Source organism: Ornithinimicrobium sediminis, from assembly GCF_021272345.1.
Classification (GTDB): Bacteria; Actinomycetota; Actinomycetes; order Actinomycetales; family Dermatophilaceae; genus Ornithinicoccus; species Ornithinicoccus sediminis_B.
The window spans coordinates 71,193-89,877 of sequence record NZ_JAJSDQ010000003.1 but is presented as its reverse complement, the minus strand read 5'-3'; the positions used below and the strand labels follow the sequence as shown (position 1 = coordinate 89,877).

Annotated in this window: 16 protein-coding genes; 10 read left to right on the top strand and 6 right to left on the bottom strand. The window is 73.4% G+C overall.

Going from position 1 to position 18,685, the window contains the following annotated elements; genetic code table 11:
• Positions 1-26: 26 nt before the first annotated feature.
• Together LVO85_RS08210 and LVO85_RS08205 are read right to left on the bottom strand one after the other, a co-directional pair.
• Positions 27-2,045, bottom strand: a complete 2,019-nt coding sequence (locus LVO85_RS08210; protein WP_232746938.1) for a DUF1365 family protein — start codon at positions 2,043-2,045, stop codon at positions 27-29.
• Complete coding sequence (locus tag LVO85_RS08205) at positions 2,042-3,322, bottom strand: NAD(P)/FAD-dependent oxidoreductase (protein ID WP_232746937.1); 1,281 nt, start codon at positions 3,320-3,322, stop codon at positions 2,042-2,044. Before LVO85_RS08205 ends, LVO85_RS08210 begins: the two co-directional genes overlap by 4 nt.
• 106 nt (positions 3,323-3,428) lie before the next feature.
• Here LVO85_RS08205 and LVO85_RS08200 point away from each other — a divergent pair, with 106 nt between their 5' ends.
• The 3 genes from LVO85_RS08200 (at position 3,429) to LVO85_RS08190 (ending at position 6,720) form a co-directional block, all read left to right on the top strand.
• Positions 3,429-4,010, top strand: coding sequence for a MarR family winged helix-turn-helix transcriptional regulator (locus tag LVO85_RS08200; RefSeq protein WP_232746936.1), 582 nt, complete (start codon positions 3,429-3,431; stop codon positions 4,008-4,010).
• Complete coding sequence (locus LVO85_RS08195; protein ID WP_232746935.1) at positions 3,997-5,469, top strand: UDP-N-acetylmuramoyl-L-alanyl-D-glutamate--2,6-diaminopimelate ligase; 1,473 nt, start codon at positions 3,997-3,999, stop codon at positions 5,467-5,469. Before LVO85_RS08200 ends, LVO85_RS08195 begins: the two co-directional genes overlap by 14 nt.
• Positions 5,470-5,541: 72 nt before the next feature.
• Positions 5,542-6,720, top strand: coding sequence for an AI-2E family transporter (locus LVO85_RS08190; protein ID WP_232746934.1), 1,179 nt, complete (start codon positions 5,542-5,544; stop codon positions 6,718-6,720).
• Between the two features lies 1 nt (position 6,721).
• Here the strand turns inward: LVO85_RS08190 and LVO85_RS08185 are convergent, their stop codons facing one another.
• Complete coding sequence (locus tag LVO85_RS08185) at positions 6,722-7,795, bottom strand: enoyl-CoA hydratase/isomerase family protein (protein ID WP_232746933.1); 1,074 nt, start codon at positions 7,793-7,795, stop codon at positions 6,722-6,724.
• 38 nt (positions 7,796-7,833) lie between these two features.
• On the opposite strand from LVO85_RS08185, the gene LVO85_RS08180 reads away from it, so the two are divergent.
• Both LVO85_RS08180 and LVO85_RS08175 read left to right on the top strand, forming a co-directional pair.
• Complete coding sequence (locus tag LVO85_RS08180; protein ID WP_232746932.1) at positions 7,834-8,715, top strand: DUF5926 family protein; 882 nt, start codon at positions 7,834-7,836, stop codon at positions 8,713-8,715.
• 5 nt (positions 8,716-8,720) lie between these two features.
• Positions 8,721-9,476: a glycosyltransferase family 2 protein gene (locus tag LVO85_RS08175; RefSeq protein WP_232746931.1), complete on the top strand. Its 756-nt coding sequence runs from the start codon at positions 8,721-8,723 to the stop codon at positions 9,474-9,476.
• On the opposite strand, the gene LVO85_RS08170 is transcribed toward LVO85_RS08175, so the two are convergent.
• Complete coding sequence (locus tag LVO85_RS08170) at positions 9,406-11,595, bottom strand: hypothetical protein (protein ID WP_232746930.1); 2,190 nt, start codon at positions 11,593-11,595, stop codon at positions 9,406-9,408. The genes LVO85_RS08175 and LVO85_RS08170 overlap by 71 nt on opposite strands.
• Positions 11,596-11,658: 63 nt before the next feature.
• Between LVO85_RS08170 and LVO85_RS08165 the strand changes: the two genes are divergently transcribed.
• Positions 11,659-12,150 carry a DUF4446 family protein gene (locus LVO85_RS08165; protein ID WP_232746929.1) on the top strand — a complete coding sequence of 164 codons (492 nt, stop codon included), beginning with the start codon at positions 11,659-11,661 and terminating at the stop codon, positions 12,148-12,150.
• Between the two features lie 34 nt (positions 12,151-12,184).
• On the opposite strand, the gene LVO85_RS08160 is transcribed toward LVO85_RS08165, so the two are convergent.
• On the bottom strand, positions 12,185-13,396 hold the full coding sequence (locus LVO85_RS08160) for a diacylglycerol/lipid kinase family protein (protein ID WP_232746928.1): 1,212 nt from the start codon (positions 13,394-13,396) through the stop codon (positions 12,185-12,187).
• 57 nt (positions 13,397-13,453) lie between these two features.
• Here LVO85_RS08160 and serS point away from each other — a divergent pair, with 57 nt between their 5' ends.
• Both serS and LVO85_RS08150 read left to right on the top strand, forming a co-directional pair.
• On the top strand, positions 13,454-14,734 hold the full coding sequence (gene serS, locus LVO85_RS08155; protein ID WP_232746927.1) for a serine--tRNA ligase: 1,281 nt from the start codon (positions 13,454-13,456) through the stop codon (positions 14,732-14,734).
• Positions 14,735-15,176: 442 nt separating this feature from the next.
• Positions 15,177-15,656, top strand: a complete 480-nt coding sequence (locus LVO85_RS08150) for a hypothetical protein (protein WP_232746926.1) — start codon at positions 15,177-15,179, stop codon at positions 15,654-15,656.
• 63 nt (positions 15,657-15,719) lie between these two features.
• On the opposite strand, the gene LVO85_RS08145 is transcribed toward LVO85_RS08150, so the two are convergent.
• Positions 15,720-16,331, bottom strand: coding sequence for an NADPH-dependent F420 reductase (locus LVO85_RS08145; protein ID WP_232746925.1), 612 nt, complete (start codon positions 16,329-16,331; stop codon positions 15,720-15,722).
• A 103-nt stretch (positions 16,332-16,434) separates the two neighbouring features.
• Here LVO85_RS08145 and LVO85_RS08140 point away from each other — a divergent pair, with 103 nt between their 5' ends.
• Positions 16,435-17,937 (top strand): sensor histidine kinase, encoded by a 1,503-nt coding sequence (locus LVO85_RS08140; RefSeq protein WP_232746924.1) that lies wholly within the window; start codon positions 16,435-16,437, stop codon positions 17,935-17,937.
• Entirely contained in the window at positions 17,934-18,635 is a 702-nt protein-coding gene (locus tag LVO85_RS08135; protein ID WP_232746923.1) for a response regulator, read from the top strand. Before LVO85_RS08140 ends, LVO85_RS08135 begins: the two co-directional genes overlap by 4 nt.
• The last annotated feature ends 50 nt before the right edge of the window (positions 18,636-18,685 follow it).

Genomic DNA, 18,685 nt, shown 5'->3' with positions numbered 1-18,685 from the left:
CGGGCCGAGGTGCACCCGAGCCGACGTCAGGAGCGGCGCATCTGCAGCTGGTGCACGTCGATGTAGTCGACCCGGAAGCCCGCCTCGCAGTAGCCGAGGTAGAACTCCCACATCCGGCGGAAGCGCTCGTCGAAGCCGTGCCGGCTGATCTCGTCCCAGTTGTCGTCGAAGCGGGTGCGCCAGCGGTGCAGCGTCTCGGCGTAGTGGTGGCCGAAGGCCAGGTCGTGCGTGACCCGGAGCCGGGTGTGCTCCGCCAGCACCTCGTCGATGGCACGCAGCGAGGGCAGCAACCCGCCGGGGAAGATGTACTTCAGGATCCATGAGTGCGACCGGCGGGTCTCCAGCATCCGCTCGTGCCCGATGGTGATGGCCTGGATGGCCGCGGTGCCGCCGGGGGCCAGCAGCGTGTCGATGGTCTGGAAGTAGGTCGGCCAGTACTCCTCCCCGACGGCCTCGATCATCTCGACGCTGACGACGGCGTCGAACTTGCCACGGACGTCCCGGTAGTCCTGCAGACGCACCTCGACGTGGTCGGACAGGCCTGCCTGCCGGACCCGCTCGGTCGCCAGGGCGAGCTGCTCGGAGCTGAGGGTGATGCTGGTGACCTGCGCGCCACGCTCGGCCGCGCGCAGCAGCAGGGAGCCCCAGCCCGACCCGATCTCGAGCATGCGGGTGCCCTCGCCGACCCCGGCCATGTCGAGGATGGAGTCGATCTTGCGGTGCTGCGCCTTTTCGAGGTCGCCGCTGAACGGTGCGCCGTCCTGGGCGAAGAGGGCCGCGGAGTAGGTCAGCGACGGGTCGAGGAAGCGGCTGAACAGCTCGTTGGACAGGTCGTAGTGCGCCTCGATGTTGGAGCGGGCGCCGTCCGGGTCGTTGCGGCGCTGCCGGGGGGCCGACAGGTCGACCAGCCTGCGGAATCGCTGCAGGGGCTGCGGCACCAGGTCGGTCAGGCGCTCCGCCCACGGCTCGAGGACGTCCGCGAGGTCGTGTCCCGCAGCCGGTCGCCAGTCCCCGGCCATGTAGGCCTCGCCGAAGCCGATCTTGAAGTCCTTGGCCACCCGGGCGAAGAACTGCTCGGGTCGCACCAGCTCGAAGACCGGCGACTCCGGGCCTCCACCTCCGGTGAGCGAGCCGTCCGGCCACAGCACCCGGCCCCGGACGCGCTGCTCGGCATACGTGAAGAGGCGTCGGGCGATGGCGGCGCGTGGGCCGCCCTCCCGGACGGCCGGCATGACCTCGCCGGGGTCGTCGGTGGCGGTGGCTGCGGTCTGGGACTGAGTCATCACGACCCCTTCGGGAGGCTGGTGCGGACGGCGGGGCTGCAGGGGCAGGCGACGGGCCCACAGCCAGATGCCGTGGGCCTTGATCAGCAGGCTGACCTGTTGGGACATCAGCGGTCGACGGGCCACCTGGCCCACCAGCCGCCTGCGGGTCACCGCCTCCGGTGTCCCGTGGAACGAGGCCGTGAAGTCCGGCCTGCTCCTCGTGTCACCGTCGCGGTGCAGGTTCACCGTCACGGCGACCCGTGAGGGTGACAACCGGAACGTCAGTCGATATCTTCCGCTGACGTCGTAGAACGGGGAGACGTAGAACGCCTTGTCGGTGTCGGCCGTCCCGCGCTCGTCGGTGCGCAGCAGGTAGGCGTGGCGCTCGCCGTAGGTGTTGTGCACCTCGGCCACGACGCAGCGCACCCGCCCCGTCGTGCGGTCCAGGCACCAGTGGACGCTGAGCGGGTTGAAGACGTAGCCCAGCACCCTGGCGTTGGCCAGCATCACCACCCGGGTGTCGTCGGGCAGGTCGACCCCGTGGGTGCGGGCGAAGGCGATGACGTTGTCGCGGATGCTGCGGGCCGGGTCGCCGAGGTGGTCCTCGGCGCGGAAGCCCGCGGCGGCGCGCAGCGGACCCTCGAGCACGGGCAGGTGCTCGAGGTCGACCAGCCACTGGTACACCTCGTGGCGTAGCCGGTGGTCGACCGGCCCCTTGCGCTGGTGCTGGACGGTGCCCGGGACCAGGGCGGGCAGCGTCGGCAGCTCGACCGCCGTCATACCTGCGTGGGTGCCGTCGCCCGCTCGCGGATCCAGTCTGCGGCAGCGTGTCCGGAGCGGCACCCGTCCTCGTGGAAGCCCCAGCCGTGGTAGGCCCCGGCGTAGGCCGTGGTGTCGCTGTTGAGCGAGGCCAGCTCACCCTGCGCCGCCACGGACTCCGGCGTGTAGACCGGGTGCGTGTAGTCCATCCGCGCCAGCACCGTCGCCGGGTCGACCTGCTCCTCGGCGTTGAGGGTGACCAGGAGGTCCCGGTCCGACACGTGGCCCTGGAGCCGGTTCATCCAGTAGGTCACCCGTGCGGCCCCGGCCTGCTCGTCGCAGTGGCTCATGGCGTAGTTCCACGACGCCCGCGCGCGGGTGGCCGCGGGCAGGAGAGAGGAGTCGGTGTGCAGCACGGTGCGGTTGAGCGAGTAGCCGAACGCCCCGAGCACCCGCTCCTCCTCCGGGGTCGGGTCGGCCAGCATGCCCAGGGCCTGGTCGGCGTGGGTGGCGACCACGACCCGGTCGAAGGTGTCGACCGCGCCGGCGGCGGTCCGCACCTGCACCCGCTCACCGCGGGAGACCTCGACGACCGGGTCCCCGGTGCGCACGTCCGGCAGCGCCGCGGCGATCGCCTCGACGTACGTCCTGGAGCCACCCACCACGGTGTACCACTGCGGGCTGCCGCCGATGCGGAGCAGACCGTGGTGGTCGAGGAAGCGGAACAGGTAGCGCGCGGGGTAGCGCAGCGCGGTCTCGTGCCCCGAGCTCCACACGCAGGACACGACGGCGACGGCGTAGTGCTGGGTGAAGTAGTCGTCGAAGCCCCGCTCGGTGAGCCACTGGCCCAGGGGGGTGAGGTCGGTCTCCGGGCTCTCCTCGAGGTAGGCCTGGGCACGCTTGTTGAACCGCGTGACGTCGGTGAGGAGCCGCAGGAAGCGGGGGTCGCGCAGCTGCAGCGGCTTGGCCAGGATGCCCTTGGCGCCGCGACCGCCGGCGAACTCCAGGCCGCAGCCGCCACAGCTGATGCTCATGCTCATCTCGGTCGGCCGCACCTCGATGCCGAGGTCGGCGAAGAGCCGGCGCAGCAGCGGGTAGGTGCGGTCGTTGTGCACGATGAAGCCGGAGTCGACCGGGTGCCGTGTGCCGTCCGGGTCGAGCACGTCGTGGGTGTGCACGTGTCCGCCGAGGCGCGGCTCCACCTCGTAGAGGGTGACGTGGTGGGTGTCCTTCAGCAGATGGGCGGCGGTGAGGCCGGAGACTCCGGCCCCGATGACCGCGACGGTGGGCAGCGACATCAGCAGGGGTCCACCGGTCGGCTCGCTGTACGTTTCACACAGATCTCCCTATCGGCGCTACTCTGGTGGTTCAATGGTTCGACTTTCTAAAGGTTACAAGGACATCGTGACTGCTCCGCACCAGGCGTTCGGACCCGGGTCCGCTCCCGGACGGGATGCCGTGCGCCGTGTCACCTTCGCCGTGCGCGCCCTGGTGAGCCAGATGCAACAGTACGGGGACAGTGTCGGACATCACATCGGTCTGCACCGCAGCGACCTCACGGCGATGAACCTGATCTCGCAGGCCGCGATGCGCGGGGAGAGGATGGGCCCCAGCGACGTCGCCCGGCAGATGAGCCTGTCCGCCGCGGCCGTGACCGCCCTGGTCGACCGCCTGGAGAAGGTCGGACACCTGGAGCGCACCCCCGACGAGCGGGACCGTCGCCGGGTCAGGCTCGACGTGAGCGAGCAGGCCACCGGGGTCAGCCGCCGCATGTTCCGGCCGCTGACCGAGCAGATGGTGAAGGTCCTCGACCCCTACTCCGACGAGGAGCTCGAGCTCGTGCTCAAGGTCATCACCGAGATGACCGAGGCGGTCCAGCACGCCGACCCCGGCACGGCCGACCTCAGTGGCACACCGTATGCCGAGCGGCATGCTGTCCGGCCGGGCGACGGGGAGCCTACGCTGGGCCCCCATGAGACTGGCTGACCTCGCTGCTGCCCTTCGCCTGAGCGCACCGTCCGGTGACGGGGCCGACGTCGAGGTCACGGGGGTCACCCACCAGGCCGACTGGGTCCGGCCGGGGGACGCCTTCGTGGCGGTCGCGGGGGCGCGCTTCGACGGCCACTCCTTCATCGACGACGCCGTGGCGCGGGGGGCGGTCGCCGTGCTCGGGCAGGGTCTTCCGGACGGGGTGGGCTGCCCGGTGCCGTATGTCGAGGTGCCGGTCGCGCGGGAGGCGCTGGCGGACGCGGCGGCGGAGGTGGCGGGACACCCGAGCCGGGCGATGACGGTGGTCGGGGTCACCGGCACGGACGGCAAGACGACCACGTCGTGCCTGGCGCGGCACCTGCTGCGGGCCGGCGGGCTGCGCACCGGGCTGCTGTCGACGATCGGCTACGAGCTGCCCGACGGGGTGCTCCGCCAGCCTCCGCAGCACTTCACCACCCCCGAGGCGCCGCAGGTGCAGCAGATCCTCGCCGAGATGGCCGGTGAGTCCGCCCAGGCAGTGGTGGTCGAGACCTCGAGCCACGCCCTGGCGCTGGACCGGGTGCGGGCCGTGGACTACGACGTGGCCGTCTGGACCAACCTCACCGGTGAGCACCTCGACTTCCACGGCGACATGGAGGGCTACTTCGATGCCAAGGCCCGGCTCGTCCGCCGGGCCCGGGCCGCCGTGCTCAACGTCGACGACGCCTGGTTCGACCGGCTGGTGCCGCTCGCGCCCGAGCGCACGACCTACAGCGCGGAGGGCGCCGAGGCCGACTGGGTGGCGACCGACGTGGTCGAAGGGCCCGACGACCTGCGCTTCCGGCTCCGCACGCCTGACGGCGTGACGACCGCCGTGCTGCCGATGATCGGACGGTTCAACGTCGCCAACGCCCTGGCGGCCCTGGCCGCGGGCCACCTGGCCGGCCTGTCGGTCGAGGCCCTGGTCGCCGGGCTGGCCACGTTCGCGGGCGTGCCCGGGCGCATGGAGATGGTCGAGCGTGCGCCAGGACAGCCCCGGGTGATCGTCGACTTCGCGCACACGCCGCCGAGCCTGGAGAAGGCGCTCGACACCGTGCGGGTCACGACCGAGGGCCTGCTGTGGGTGGTGCTCGGGTCCGCCGGCGGCCCGCGTGACCCTTCCAAGCGCGCCCCGCTGGGGGCGGTCGCGACCCGGCAGGCCGACCGGGTGGTCTTCACCGAGGAGGACCACCGCGACACCCCGCTCGACGACATCCTGCGAGAGATGGAGCGCGGTGCCCGGGAGACCGGTCGCGACAACTTCGTCTCGGTCGGCGACCGGGTCGAGGCGATCCGGTATGCCGTGGCGCAGGCGGCACCGGAGGACACGGTGGTGCTCGCCGGCAAGGGGCCGGAGGACACGCTGGAGCGCGACACCGGGACCGTCCCCTGGGACGAGATGGCCCAGGCACGCGCGGCTCTCGCCCTGCGCCCGTGACGCGGCCCTAGGATTGCCGCACCCGCGGCGCAGGCAGACGCTCGGGGCAGCAGGCGCACAGAGGAGGCACCCGTGAGCGAGGTCGAGCGACCGGGGTCGAGCGCAGGCCAGCGCAGGCCCGCGCACCCGGTGCGCCCCTCGGACCCGTGGCGGCACGCACGCAACCCCGGTCTCGTCCGCTGGGGGCTGCGCGCCTGGCTGGCGCTGGGGCTCATCCTGCTCGCCGCCGCGGTGACCTCGTTCCTGGCGCAGGTGTCGGGGCTGGTCGTGCCGCTGGTCGTCGCCGCGGTGGTCGGTGCCCTCCTGGTGCCCGCGGTGGACGCTCTCCAGCGCCGCGGGCTGCCGCGTCAGCTCGGCGCCGTCGTCATGCTCCTGGGGCTGGTCGCGACGGTGCTGGGGTCGGTGTGGATGGTGTTCGCCGGCGTCCTCGGACAGGGTGCCCAGGTCCAGGCGCAGCTGCTGGCGGGCCTGGAGGCGATCGAGGGGTGGCTGGCCGGTCGTGGCGTGGACCTGGGGGGTGCGGAGTCCCTGAGCACGCAGCTCACGGCGCTGGTCGGCGAGTCGTGGGGCGGGGTCGCGTCCTACCTGCCGGGGGTCTTCTCGAGCCTGGCGTCCTTCCTGCTCGGCTCGGTGATCGGGGCCTTCCTCTTCTTCTACATCCTGGTGGACTGGCACCGGCTCACCGCGTGGGTGGGCACGCACCTGGGCCTGGGGCAGGTCACCGGAGCCGGCGTGATCGACGACGCGGTCTCCTCGATCCGGCAGTACTTCGGCAGCCTCACGCTCTCCGCCCTGCTCACCGCCGTGCTCATCGGTGGGGCGGCCTGGCTGCTCGACGTGCCGTTGGCGTTCACCATCGCGGTGGTGACCCTGGTGACGTCCTACATCCCCTACCTCGGTGCCATCGTGTCCGGGGCGTTCGCGACCCTGGTGGCGCTCGGGTCGACCGACCTGCAGACCACGCTGGTGCTGCTCGTCGTCGTGCTCGTGGTGCAGAACATCGTGCAGACGGTGGTGCTGACCAAGCTGACCAGCGACGCCCTGAGCATCCACCCGATCGTGACGCTCGGGTCGACGATCGTCGGCGCCGCACTGGCCGGGGCACTGGGAGCGACCCTGGCGGCGCCCGGGGTGGCGATGCTGCTGCGGGTCAGGCGTCGTCTCGTCGGCGGTCGGGCCGCCGGGGAGCTCCTCCCGGCGTCAGGGCCGGAACCGGCCGCAGGGCAGGACCCTGTCCCGGCGGTCGAGTAGGTCACCACCGGGGGGCGGCCGGGCCAGGGTCAGGCGGGGTGACGAAGGCGGCCAGCACCTGGTCGCGGCTGATGTCCGCGACATGGGTGGTCGCCCAGCGGGGGGCGTTGTCCTTGTCGACCAGCAGGGCCCGGACGCCCTCGTCGAAGTCGTGGTGCCGCACGAAGGCGTGGCCCAGCACGCGGTCCTGCTCGAGCACCTCCTGCACGCTCATCGACCTGGCCCGGCGCAGTGCCTCCAGGGTGATGGCTACCGAGTGCGGGGAGCGCTCCTCGACCAGCGCCGCTGTCCGGCGGGCTGCGGGGTGGGGGTGCCGTGCCAGCCTGGCGATGATCTCGGCCGGGTCGTCGCTGCCGTAGCAGTCGTCGACCCAGCCACGGTGCTGGGCCAGGGTCGGCCCGGGCAGGTCGTCGGCGGCCACGGCCGGCACCTGCCAGCCGCGCGGGTCGTCGGCGGTCATGGCACGGGCCAGGTCGGCCTCGACCGCGGCCTTGGCCGACGAGGGCACCAGCGCGTCGGCCAGGCCCAGCAGCACGGCGTCGGCACCGTTGACCGGCAGGCCGGTGAGGGCGACGTGGGTGCCGAGCTCACCGGGGGCGCGGGCCAGGAACCACAGACCGCCCACATCCGGGAAGAAGCCGATGACGGTCTCGGGCATCGCGAGCCGGGTGCGCTCGGTGACGATGCGGTGCGACCCGTGCGCCGAGATGCCCACACCGCCGCCCATCACGACGCCGTCCATCCACGCCACGTAGGGCTTGGGGTAGGCGGCGACGAGGGCGTTGAGGGCGTACTCGTGTGCCCAGAACTCCAGCGCGCGCGGGGCGTCACCGTCGCGGACGGCCGAGCGCAGCGCCCGCACGTCACCCCCGGCGCACAGGCCCTTGTCGCCCGCGCCCTCGACCCACACCGCCCTGACCTCGGGTGTCTGGGCCCAGGCCTCCAGCCGGTGCAGCGCGGCCACCACCATCGCGTCGTCGAGGGCGTTGATGGCGTGGGGGCGGTTGAGGGTGAGCCGTCCGATCGGCCCGACCACCTCGTGCAGCACCGTGTCGGTGAAGCCGGCGTCCGTCATACCGACCGACCCTAACGACGCACGTAGACTCCTGCGCCATGGGTAAGGCTTCTCGGCGCAAGCGCGCATCAGGCACGTCCACCGTCGACCCGGCGCAGCAGCGCGCGCCGTTCGTCGCCCGGCCCTTCGAGGGCCTGGCCGATGAGACCGAGTGGGTGGCGATGCGCGAGATCATCCCGTCGGCGACGGCGCGCATCACGGTCACCCTGCCGGAGGGGGCCGCACAGGAGGTGACGCTGGCCACCGTGCTGCCCGGCGCCATGCCGGCGCTGCACCGCGCGGACGGCGAGGTGCTCGTCGCCCTGCAGTCGCGCACGTCCAGCGGGGACGCGAGCCGTGACATCGCGCAGGCGCTGCTGGTCGCGGTCGCTGCCGAGCCAGGCTCTCCCGTCACCTCGGTGCGTCCGGCCACGATGGGCACCCCGCGGTTGCAGGACATGGTCTCGCCCGACCAGCGGCTCGAGCCCACGGTGCACGAGGACTTCTCGTTCTGGGTCGCGGAGGACGAGGCGACCCCCGAGGTGGCGGCGGCCCTGGAGCAGACCAACGACGCCGCCGTGCCGACGGTCAGGCTCGAGGAGCTGCCGTCCGCCTACTGGTGCCGGATGGGCGAGCGCACCTACATCCGCTGGATCCTCGGCGACGACGAGGACGCCGCGGTCACCGCGCTGGCCCGGCTCCAGGCGGCCGGGCAGCACACCCTGGGTGCAGGCACCGTGCTGCTGGGGGCCTTCCGCGCCGCTGGCCTTCTCGTGCCCGTGCTCGAGGTGCCCGCCGACACCGCGCCGACCGACCACACGGAGGCGCTGCTCGCCCTGCAGCAGCGTTACGAGGAGGCGATCACGCGGGACGAGCCCCTCACCCCCGACGAGCGCCGAGCCCGCGACGGCATCATCAGCCGCCAGGTGACCCTCCGCTGACCTCCGTGCCCGGCCCGTCGACGCCGCGTCCTTCCCCGGGGGAGCGCGGCGTCGTCGCCGTGGTGCCCGCCAAGGACGAGGAGCAACGGCTCGGCGCGACCCTCGCCGCACTGTCGCTCGTGCCGCAGGTGACGGCGGTCGTGGTCGTCGACGACGGCAGCACCGACACCACGGCGCAGGCCGCCCGCGTGGCCGGGGCCGAGGTGCGGGTGCACCCGCACAACCGCGGCAAGGCTGCTGCCCTGCAGACGGGGGCCGACGCCGCCGCCGCGCGTCACCCGGGTGCACCGCTGCTGTTCGTGGACGCCGACCTCGAGGCGAGCGCAGCATCTCTCGGGGTGCTCTGCGACCCGGTGCTGGCAGGGGAGGCGGACATGACGATCGCCGTCCTGCCGCCGCAGGAGCGCGCCGGCGGGGGCTTCGGCTTCGTCGTGAGGCTGGCCCGCGACGGCATCCGGGAGCTCACCGGCTGGGAGGCCGTGCAGCCCCTCAGCGGCATGCGGTGCCTCAGTCGCCGGGCCTTCGACGGAGCGACGCCGCTGGCCCCGGGATGGGGGGTCGAGGTCGGCCTGACCGTCGACGTGCTGCGGTCCCGCGGCCGGGTGCTCGAGGTGCCGTGCAGCCTCCGGCACCGGGTGACCGGGCGTGACTGGCGCGCTCAGCTGCACCGCGCGCGGCAGTACCGTGACGTCAGGCGCGCGCTGCGGCGGCGGGGGGCGCGCCTGCGTCGCCGGGCACCAGGGTCGTCGTCGGCTCGCTGACCCACCCGGGGCCGGTCACCCGGGCAGCCAGCGAGATCGCCGCGCCGACGGCCACGGTGATGCCGAGACCCACGATGGCGATGCCCGAGTCGTTCATCGCCCAGCCCACGAGCCAGCAGACCAGCAGCGCCCAGGTCGTGGAGCGCACCATCGGCACCCGCCACAGCGGCGCCATCGCGCGTCCGGGCGGTGAGCCGGCGTCGGCCACGCCCCAGAGGATGAGCGCCAGCAGCACGACCGCGATCCACGACGCGGGGTAGGCGACGAGCATGCCGGCGTTCTGGTCGAGCTTGCGCAGCACGATGCCCAGCGCCTCGCCGTCGAGCGCCGACTGGACGAAGTCGCCCAGGTGCGTGCGAGCCTGCGGCCCGCGCGCCCAGTCGAGCACCATCACGGTTGCCGAGACGAGCACCGCGGCGAGGCCGATGAGGAGCACCCGTGCGGCGGTCAGCCGCAGACCCGCCGCGGCGAGTGCCAGCACGGCGGTGGAGGCCACCATGGCGGGGATGCCGCCGAAGTCGGCTCCCCACACCGGCACCCCACCGATGGCCGCGGTGCTCCCGCCGGTGACGAGCACGGCCGCGGCGGCGGCCCACCGTCGCGGCTGCAGCCAGGAGGCGAGGCACCCGGCCAGGATCAGCCCGGCCGCGGACAGGATGCCGAAGGCGACGTTGCCGATCCCGTAGAAGCGCCCCGCCCGCAGGGGCGCGACCCCCACCACGGAGGTCAGGGACAGGTGGTCGCCGTCACCGGCGATGACGTCGACGCCGAGCGCCACGACGGTGACGGCCGCGACGACGGCGATCGGCCCGAGCGGGTCCCGGCGCCACGGGCCGCCCCAGGCCACGAGGAGCACCAGGGCGATGAGGGCGAGGACGGCCAGGGACAGCGCCACGCCGGGGCCCCACCAGCTGCGCTCGCCCGGCAGGTCGCCCAGGCCGACGCGCCACCACGGCACCAGGGCCGACAGGTGGCCCGCCACCGGGGCAGCCATGGCCGCCGTGCCGGTGACGGCCAGGGCTGTGCGCCACCGGGACGCCGGGCGGCGCCGTAGGGCCAGGAGCACCCCGCCCAGCACCACGACCAGACCGGCCAGCACGGCGGCGGACACCCAGCCCTGCACCACGCTCACCCCGGTCGCCGCGGCACCGACGTCGCGCAGCCGGTCCACCGTGCCGTCCTCCACGGGACGGACCGTCACCGGCCGGCCGGCGACGTGGTCGGGCACGGGCGCCCCGAGGACGTCGACGAGCGTCGCCGTCAGGTCGGCCGTCTGCACGAGCCCCGGCTGTCGCGTCGTCGTCGAGACCAGCAGTCCGGGGGTCTCGTCGCTCCCGACGGTGTGCAGCACGACGGGGTGCAGCGCCGCACGGCCTTCCACCTGGCTGTCGGACAGTCCGGCCACGACCAGCAGCGAGCCCTCCGGCAGCTGCGGCTCCCAGCGGGCCAGCGCCGTGTCGATCTCGGCCGCGGTGGCGGTGCCGGTGTCGACGAGGTCCAACGGGCATCCGGAGGGGCCGGCCCACTCGGTGAGCGTGCCCGCGCGGTAGGCCGCGACCTGCCCTTCCCCGTCTGCCGCACCGAGGGCGGCCAGAGGTCCGTGCGCCATCATCACGCAGCTCTCGTCGAGGCCCGGCTCGCTGCCCACGGCCCGCGCCAGGGAGCCGAGGCGAGCGTCGAGAGGTCGGCCGTCGGCACCCTCCTGCCACACCTGCATCTCGGGCACGAGCGCACCACCGGGCGGGGCGTCCCCCCCGGTCACGGGCTCGACCCCGCTCCAGCACCCCTCGGGGTCCTCGGCCGAGGGGCCGGCGGCCGCGGCGCGCTGGCCGGCACCGAGCGTCAGCCACCCGTCGGCGTCACAGGTGACCAGACGCGCGCCACGGACCACGAGGTTGCCCGCGGCGCCGCTGTCGGCCCAGCGAGCCAGATGCGGCATCTCGGCGTCCACCTGCGACCACGCCAGGCCCGGCACACCGACCACGACGACCCGTGATGCCTGGACGGCCGTCGGCGGCGCGGGACGCTGGACCACGCTCAGCACCATAGCGGTGAGCAGCGCGAGGACGGTCAGGGTGAGCAGCAGCAGGGCCCCCTGCCGCCGCCTGGTCCCGTCCATGGCCCAAACCTAGACGGCCCGGCTGACATCGCACTGCGGGTGCCACCGCATACGCTCGGGGCTGTGGACCCGTCCGACCTGGCCTCGATCGGTCTTGCCGCCGTGGCGCTGCTCGTCGCGCTGGTGGCCCTGGTCATGGCGCTGGTGCAGCGTCGGCGGTATGCCGTGATGCTGCGGCGCTTCCAGGTGCTGTGGGGTGACGGGGCCGCCGATGTCGCCACCGTGCTCGCCCGGCAGTCACGACGCGTCGACGGGGAGAGCGCCCGGACCGACGAGGTGGAGCGGGCGGTCGCCGAGCTCCGCGACGGGCTGGCCCAGACGCTGCAGCACGTGGCGGTGGTGCGCTACGACGCCTTCGGCGACATGGGTGGCCAGATGTCCTTCAGCGCCGCCGTCGTCGACGACAGGGGTGACGGGATGGTGATCAGCTCGATCCACGCTCGGGGTGAGAGCCGCACCTACGCCAAGGGGGTGGTCAAAGGCGGCAGCGAGATCACGCTGAGCCCGGAGGAACGGCACGCGCTCGACGCCGCCCGGTCCGGGCGGGCCGACTGACCGGCATGAGAAGCACCGAGGGCGACCGCCAGGGTCAGCCCTGCGGCAGCCGCACGATGAGACTGCCGGGGTTGACCACCAGGTCGAGCTCCGTGGCCGTGCCCAGGGTGTCCCCGTCCACCTGAACCTCGATCGGCTTGGACAGCTCCATGCGCACCCGGCCCGAGGAGAAGTGCTCCACCCGCTTGTGCCCCTTGCGCTGCTGGGTGAGGACCTGGGCCGCGACCGCCCCCCACCCCACGACGCCCTTGGGCGCGATGACGACGGTGTCGACGACCCCGTCGTCGAAGCGCGCCGCGGGCAGCAGGGTCACACCCCCGGTCAGCTTGCCGACGTTGCCGACGATGATGCTGCGCGCGCGGCGGCGGACCTGCGTGCCGTCGTCGAGCCGGAGGTCGGCGACGAACTCGGGACCCTTGAGGTGCTGTGCGGCCGAGACGACGTAGGCCGCCCAGCCCATCCGCGCCTTCAGGTCCTCGGGGGCACCGGCCATCACCTCGGCGTCGAAGCCCACTCCGGCCATCACCAGGAAGACCTCCTCGTCGGTGACCGGTGTGACCTCGCCTGTCTCGGGGTCGACGTGGCCGATGACGTCGGAGTCCTCGACCGCCTGGCTGGGGTCGTCCTCGTCGAGCACCCGCTCGGCGACCTGTGCCTCGGTGGGTCGGGTGAGCGTCATCCTGCAGGTGTCGATGCGCACGTTGCGTCCGGTCAGGGCGACCTCCAAGGCCCGGGTCACCGAGTCGATGGGCAGCGACAGGTTGCGTGCGAGGAGGTTGCCGGTGCCACCCGGCAGCAGGCCCATCGGCACCCCGGTGTCGGCGAGTGCCGCCCCGACGGTGCGCACGGTGCCGTCACCCCCCAGCGGGCAGACCAGGTCGACGCCGGCCTCCAGGGCCTCGCGCGTCTGGCCGGTGCCCGGGTCCTCCGCCGTCGTCTCCAGCCAGACCGGCTCGTCCCAGCCCTTGTCCCGGCACACCCGGGTCAGCGTGCGCCGGACGGCGGCGACGTCGTCGAACTTGGTCGGGTTGACGATGACCGCGACGCGCTGCAGCGCGGTCTCGGGCGCACCGCCGAACGCCGACCGAGGAGCCCGACCGCGTGCCCGCCTGGCGGACCTCCTGGTCTCGCGGAGGTCGGCCATGGCCGTGGCCTCGGACAGGGTGAGGGCTGCCACCACCCCCAGCAGGGCGAGGCTCAGGGCCACCACCACCCCCATCAGCAGCCAGCTCGGCTCGTTCGTCATGCATGCACCGTACTGCCGGGAGGCCTGCGGGCCGGCCACCCGGCATACAGTTGGGGCGTGATCGACATCCGCATGCTTCGTGACGAGCCCGACCGGGTGCGCGCCAGCCAGCGCGCACGTGGTGAGGACGAGACCCTCGTGGACCTCGTGCTGACGGCCGATGCCCGCCACCGCACGGCGCTGTCCGACTTCGAGCGCCTGCGGGCCGAGCAGAAGGCCTTCGGCAAGCGGGTCGCGAAGGCCTCCGGCGAGGACAAGCAGGTGCTCCTCGACCAGGTCAAGGAGACTGCTGCCCACGTCAAGGAGCTGGAGCGGATGGCCTCCGACGCGGCGTCGGAGCGCGACGGCGCCCTGCGCCGGATCGGCAACGTCGTCATCGACGGTGTGCCGGCCGGCGGCGAGGACGACTACGTCGTGCTGGAGGAGCACGGTGCCCCGCGGGACTTCGCCGCGGAGGGGTTCGAGCCGCGGGACCACCTCGAGCTCGGCACCCTGCTCGGCGCCATCGACATGGGCCGGGGCGCCAAGGTGTCGGGCTCACGTTTCTACTACCTGGTGGGTGTGGGTGCCCGGCTGGAGTTCGCGCTGATGCGTATGGCCCTCGAGCGTGCCTACGAGGCGGGCTTCCAGCAGCTCGCGGTGCCGACCCTGGTGACCCCCGAGACGATGGCCGGTGCGGGCTTCCTGGACGCCCACGCCGACGAGGTCTACCGGCTGGAGGCAGACGACCTCTACCTCACCGGCACGTCCGAGGTGGCGCTCGCCGGCTTCCACGCCGGGGAGATCCTCGACCTGTCCGAGGGGCCGAAGCGGTACACGGCGTTGTCGACGTGCTACCGCCGCGAGGCAGGCAGCCACGGCAAGGACACCCGCGGCGTGATCCGGGTGCACCAGTTCCAGAAGGTCGAGATGTTCGCCTACGTGCGCGTCGAGGACGCGCCCGCCGAGCACGCACGCATGCTGCAGCTGGAGCGCGAGATGCTCGACGCCATGGAGGTGCCCTACCGCATCATCGACACGGCCGCCGGCGACCTGGGCGGCCCGGCAGCCCGGAAGTACGACTGCGAGGCGTGGGTCCCCACCCAGGGCCGGCACCGCGAGCTCACCTCGACGTCCAACTGCACGACCTTCCAGGCCCGACGCCTGGGCACCCGCGAGCGCGACCCGCTGGGCTCGGGCACCCGGGCCGTGGCCACGCTGAACGGCACCCTGGCGACGACGCGGTGGGTCGTGGCGCTGCTGGAGAACCACCAGCAGGCCGACGGCTCGGTGCTCGTGCCGCAGGCCCTGCGTCCCTATGTCGGTGAGGACGTCCTGCGTCCGGTCGCAGCCGTCTGAGGCTGCGTCCGCGTCGCGTCGGGGCTGAGCCTGCTTCGTGACGTCGACCCTCGCTGTGCGCGGCCCGACCAGGGTGATCGTGCGGCTGCTGCACGTCTGCCCCGGTCGGCGGGGCACCTGCCCCATGGCTCGGGGCAGGTGTGCAGCAGCCGCGCAGTGCCGGCCTTTCGGCTCCACAGGCGCCCCGGTCCGGGGAGGACGAGCCTCGGCGGCGCGGGGCGGTGCACGCCGTCCCCAGCCCCGGTCCCACCATCCGGGCCGTCCACAGGATGACGTGAGGCCGGTGCGGCGATGACCATGGGCCCGAGGCTGAGGTATGGCGACATCCTCAGCAGACGGGACAGCGGCAGCCGCTCCCACCGGAGCAGACGGCCGCACCGGTGTCCGTGGTCGCACTGTGGACAGGGGGCGGACGGCTGCGGGCAGAGGCACCCGTGTCCCCGTGGTCCGCGGGAGGGGACCGACGCGCCCTACGTACGCGCGTGAGCTGGTCCAGGGCAGGGAGTCGCTCGACCTGGAGGCTGCCGTCGGCGTGGCGATGAGGATGCACCGCTGGGAGACGCAGCGCTCGCAGCGGGAGTATGCCGACTGGCGGGGGTGGAGCAAGAGCCACCAGTGGCGGCTGGAGAAGCGGGCCGGGGAGCTCACGCTCCACGCGCTGGCCAGGGCACTGGAGGACACGGGCTACCGGCTCGCCCTGGTGCATGTGGACCCCCTGTCTCCCGTCGGGGAGGCACCGGCCGAGCTGGTGCGCTCCGAACAGTTCCCGAGGACGGAGTTCACGGCCCGGGACGCGGCGGGCAGGAGGTTTCCGGCGCATCGGCGTGTGCACCGGGCCCGTGTAGCGCCGCGATGGTGGTCGGGCCGCTACAGCACCAGTCGGGTGCAGGGGCCGGAGTGGACCACCGAGACAGCCCCGTGACGCTCCCCCCCGCGGCGCCTCTGCTGTGCTGCCCCCAGGTGTGGACGTCACTGCGCCCTGGGCTCAGCTGCGCTGCTCGGCGACCAGGACGACATCCCGGCCACGGCCGCCGGTGAAGGCGAGCAGTCCCCAGAAGCGCGCCACCTCCTCCAGGACCGACGCGTTGTCCAGGCCGCCGACCTCGACGGCGTCGAAGCCCATGTCCCGGGCCAGGCCCACCACCTTGGCCCGGGCCAGGTCGTCGTCGGCGGCCACCGGTAGCAGCGGCTTGCGGCCACCGGGCAGGCCAGGGTCGGTCATGTGCTCGGAGCCCAGGATGTTGAACGCCTTCACCACCCGCACGTCGCCGGCCTGGGACTCGATGAGCCGCGCTGCGCTCGGGACGCCGTCGGGCAGGTGCTGGCCGAACGGGTTGGTCGCGTCGACGACGATCGCACCGGGCGGCATCCGTAGCGCCTGCACCATCTCCCCCACCGCGCTCAGCGGCACCGCGAGGATGGTGAGGTCGGCGTCCTCGGACGCCCCGGAGACGGGGACGCTCTCGGTGCCCGCCGGCAGCCTGTGCTCCCGGCTGGAACGCACGGCATACCGCACGGTGTGCCCCAGCCGGACCAGGTTGGTGCCGAGGGCCAACCCGACCCGCCCGGCTCCGACGATGGTGACGGTGAGTGCCATGAACGTCTCCTGATCCCTCGGTGCCCTGGTCCTCGCAGCGTAGACCTCGATCTCCGTCGTACGGGGGAGGAGTGGGCAGGCCGGCGCCGCATACCCTGGACCGGTGCAGGCGTTCGAGCGACTCATGGGGGCCGAGGAGGAGTGGCGGCGTCCCGGACCCACCCCCGCCCAGCGCCGGGTGGACGTATGGATCACGGTGGCCTTCCTCGTGCTGGGTGTCCTCGGGCTCGAGGTGATGCTGTCGATGGGCGGGCTGGGCGGCCTCGACGGGGGTGGTGGTGGCGACCGCCCGGTGCAGTACGCCGCTGTCGTCAGCGCGGCCGTCCTGCTGGTCTTCCGCCGGTCCCACCCGCTGTCCGTCGCGGCCGGTGCGTCCGCCCACCTCCTCGTCCTGGGCAGTGTCGTCCCTCTGGCGGTCGCCTCGCTGCCGATGCAGGTGCTCTACTTCTTCGCGATCTACTCCGGCGTCGCCTGGGCGCGGGAACGCCGAGCCGTGCCCTACGTCGTGCTGGCCATCATGGCCGCCATGTTCCTGTGGGTGGCGTGGTTCCTGGCGCTGGCCTCCGGGGTGCAGGCGATCCTCGGAGAGGAGGCACCCCAGTCGCAGGGGCTGATCCCCCCGGTGGCTGCCGCCGTGATGTGGGTGCTGCTCACGAACCTCGTCTACTTCGTCGGTGCCATCGTGCTCGGGCAGGTCGCCTGGCGTGGCGCTCACCGGACCGCCCAGGTCGTCGCCCAGGCCGACACGATCCGGGCGCAGAGTGCGCGGCTGCGAGACCAGGCGGTCGTCGACGAACGCCTTCGCATCGCCCGCGAGCTCCACGACGTCGTCGCCCACCATGTCTCGGTCATGGGCGTCCAGGCCGCCGCCGCCCGTCGCGTGCTCACCACCCACCCCGAGGCAGCGGCCGAGGCCCTCAGCGCGGTCGAGCGCTCCTCCCGCGACGCGGTCGGACAGATGCGCGACCTCCTCGGCACGCTGCGCAGCGGAGAGGCCGAGGCCGACGGCTCTCCGGGCGCGGTGGCCGGTGACCGGCTCCCACAGCCGGGGCTGGGCGACCTGCCGGTGCTTGTCGACCAGGCGGGCACGCCGATGTGCGAGGTGCGGCACACGCTGGTCGAGTCCACCCCCGGGCTCAGTGCGCAGGTGCCCGGACCGGTGCAGCTGTCCGTCTACCGCGTCGTGCAGGAGGCGCTGGCCAACATGCGCCGGCACTCCACCGCCCGGCACGCCTCGGTGACCGTCCGGGTCGTCGCCGGCGCGGGGGGCGACGACGGTGGAGGAACGGGCCGCAGCAGCCGGGACCACGAGGGACAGGACAAGGGCGGGGTCGTCGAGGTGGAGGTCCTCGACGACGGGGCGCCACGCGTCGGCACCTCCGGCACCGGCCTCGGTCACGTCGGGATGCGGGAGCGTGCGCACCACCTCGGCGGGGGCGTCGAGGTCGGCCCACGGGCCGAGCGCGGCTACCGCGTGCGGGTGTGGTTCCCCCTGGAAGGCGTCCCCCGGGACCGGACCGGCGCTCGTGGGGGCTCCGGCAGCGGGGCCCCGGCACCGGTCGCCCCCGCACCGTCCGGTGTCACCGACGAGGCAGCCGTCCGGTGAGGCCGGTGCGCGTGCTGCTCGTCGACGACCAGCCCCTCCTGCTCTCGGGCTTCGCGCTCATCCTCTCGACCGAGGAGGACATCGAGGTCGTCGGTCAGGTCACCGACGGCCGGCAGGCGATCGAAGGGGTGCGGCAGCACCGGCCCGACGTCGTGCTCATGGACGTGCAGATGCCGGTGCTGGACGGCATCGAGGCCACCCGCGTCGTGGTCGCGGAGTCCGACGCGCGTGTCGTCATCCTCACGACCTTCGACCGTGACGACTACCTCTTCGACGCGCTCCGGGCGGGCGCGAGCGGTTTCCTGCTCAAGAACGCCGACACCGAGGACCTCCTCGACGCCATCCGCGCCGTCGCCGGGGGGCACGCGCTGCTGGCGCCGGAGGTGACCCGGCGGGTCATCAGCCGGATGACCGGCCGGGTGGACGCCGACGGCGGCCCGCGGCTGACCGAGCCCGCCGTGACCCCGGGGCCGCCGCAGGCCACCGAGGCCCTGACCCAGCTCACCGACCGCGAGCGCGACGTCCTCGTGCGGCTGGCCCGGGGCCTGTCCAACGCCGAGATCGCCGCGGACCTGTGGGTCAGCGAGGCCACGGTCAAGACCCACGTCTCCAACGTGCTCGCCAAGCTGGGCGTGCGTGACCGGGTGCAGGCCGTGATCGTGGCGTTCGAGGCCGGGCTGGCGCGCCCCGGGGCCTAGGTCGGCTCCGGCTGCGACCTGGGGATGAGCGGGCTTCCCCCTCCCGGCCG